Annotated in this window: 3 protein-coding genes; all 3 read right to left on the reverse strand. The window is 26.4% G+C overall.

Annotated elements, in window-relative coordinates; genetic code table 11:
• Positions 1 to 91: 91 nt before the first annotated feature.
• Positions 92 to 901: an XdhC family protein gene (locus KJQ97_RS09145; protein WP_214120653.1), complete on the reverse strand. Its 810-nt coding sequence runs from the start codon at positions 899 to 901 to the stop codon at positions 92 to 94.
• The gene (yqeB, locus tag KJQ97_RS09150) at positions 894 to 1,691 is read right to left on the reverse strand and encodes a selenium-dependent molybdenum cofactor biosynthesis protein YqeB (protein ID WP_214120654.1); all 798 of its coding nucleotides are present in this window, start codon (positions 1,689 to 1,691) and stop codon (positions 894 to 896) included. The genes KJQ97_RS09145 and yqeB overlap by 8 nt, the downstream gene beginning before the upstream one ends.
• Positions 1,669 to 2,108, reverse strand: a 440-nt coding sequence (locus KJQ97_RS09155; protein ID WP_214120655.1) for a nucleotidyltransferase family protein, incomplete at its 5' end; no start/stop codon positions are given. The genes KJQ97_RS09155 and yqeB, both read right to left, overlap by 23 nt.

The raw sequence follows: 2,108 nt of genomic DNA on the forward strand, positions 1-2,108 counted from the left end.
ATTTAAAATTAACAATAAAACTATTTAAAATAACGATTTGCTAGAAGCAAATAAAAAGCTTGAATTATATGTTATTAAACTTAAAAAACACTTAAACATAAAAATATTTTTGGAATTTAGGGATTAAATTTTTTTTATGTGCTAATTTACCTTGATTTTTGATAAGTAAAACCTCACTTAAAATACTAAACGCAATTTCTCTTGGCTCCTGATTTGCAATGTCTAAACCTATTGGAGCATAAATTTTATTAAATAATTCGGCACTAAAATTATCTTTAATCAGCTCATCTTTAATGAATTTATGTTTAGTTTTACTTCCAATAACACCAACATATTTTGCATTTTTATCTATTACATTTTTTAAGCATTTATAATCATCTAAATGAGATTTTGTAACAATAATTACATAAGTATTATCATCAATATCTAAAAAACTCAAATCTTCATAATTGCTGAAATATTCTTCATTTGCTAAACCTTGCAAATAATCTTGTCTATCATCAATTAAAATGGAATAAAAACCTAAATATTTTGATAAAAATAGTATTTCTTTACCAATATGTCCTGCTCCACATATTATTAATTTTGCTTTTTGATTAATAATTTTTATATAACCACTCGCAAGCCCGCCACACTGCATTTTTAAGTCTCCATTCGGTGTTAATTCGTGATTAAAAATTTTACTTTTATTATTTTCTAAACATTCTTTAGCTTCTTTTAAAACTTCAAATTCTAATTTACCACCACCTATACTTCCAATGCTTGTGCCATCGCTAAATAAAGCCATCATAGAACCTGCATTTCTAGGAGTGCTACCACTTGATTTTGTAAGAGTTATTAAGGCAATTTTTTCATTTTTCTCACATCTTTTATATATTTCTTTTATTATCAATTCATCCATTTTTATTCCTATTTTCAAAATACATCAAAGCTTCAAGAACCCCACCACCTATGCTCCTAGCCTTATCTGAAATACTAAAGCAATTTTCATATTCACTAATTCTTGGGTCAATATCTGCAATTTTAAGACCCTTTACTACTTCAAAATTATCATTAATAATACCTCTTAAAAGCCCACTTATACTAGCTTTAACAGGTGTATTATCAATATATGCAATAATTTCTTCTTCTTTTACAATATCACCTATTTTAGCAATAGCTTTAAAGATTCCATTATCGTTTGCATAGATTACTCTTTTTGCTCCAATACCTTCTACTTTCGCTGGAATTCCTGTATTTTCTTCAGTAAAACCACTTAAAATAACCTTGCCTAAATTATGGCCACGATTACTCTCAATTACAGCGTGAGCGTCAATTCCAGCACAAAACCCAGGTCCAATAGCAATCACAATAGGAGCCATATTAATATTTGTTCCTAAATTCCTTTTAGCTAAAATTGAATCAATTAAAGCCCTTGGTTTTATATAATTTAAAATATCTAAATTCTCATCAATTATAATAGGAATAAAATCTTTACAATCTAAAATCTCATCTTTATTAACTAACTTCGCTTTTATACCTTCTATTTCACAAGTTTTATCGTAAACTGCTTGAGAAAAACAAACTTTTGTTCTAATTGAACTTGGTTTTAAACATTCTAATAAAAGTATCTTAAAACCTGCTCTAAAAAGCCTAGCAGCAATACCACTAGCAATATCACCCGCTCCTCTAATAATTACAAATTCGCTCATCAATCAACCTTAAATCTTCTTTAGTATCTATATCTTTTCCTTCTAATTCATCATATAAATCAACAAAAATTACTTTATCTTTATATTTTTGAATTAGCACTCTTCCACCGCTATCATTATCTAATTCGCACAATTCTTTAAAATATTTTTTATCAAAAATAGTAGGCAAGGAATTAATATTATTAAATCTAGGAACAACAATATAATTTTCTTTATATTTTGAAATGATAGTTTTTATTGAATTAGTTTTTAAAAATATTTGATCAATCGGTAAAAATATGGCGTAATCATAATCTAAAACATTATTTAAAGCTATTTTTATACTTGTATTTTGACCCTTATTAAAGGCATTTAAAACCAAATTAAAATCTTTATAATTTGTATTTAAAATGTATCTTATACAAATCTGAAGTTGCC

Source organism: Campylobacter sp. 2018MI01 (assembly GCF_018501205.1).
Classification (GTDB): domain Bacteria; phylum Campylobacterota; class Campylobacteria; order Campylobacterales; family Campylobacteraceae; genus Campylobacter_E.

Coding starts and splice junctions, on each gene's coding strand:
- KJQ97_RS09145 (WP_214120653.1), bottom strand. CDS start 901: ATGGATGAATTGATAATAAAAGAAATATATAAAAGATGTGAGAAAAAT.
- yqeB (WP_214120654.1), bottom strand. CDS start 1,691: ATGAGCGAATTTGTAATTATTAGAGGAGCGGGTGATATTGCTAGTGGT.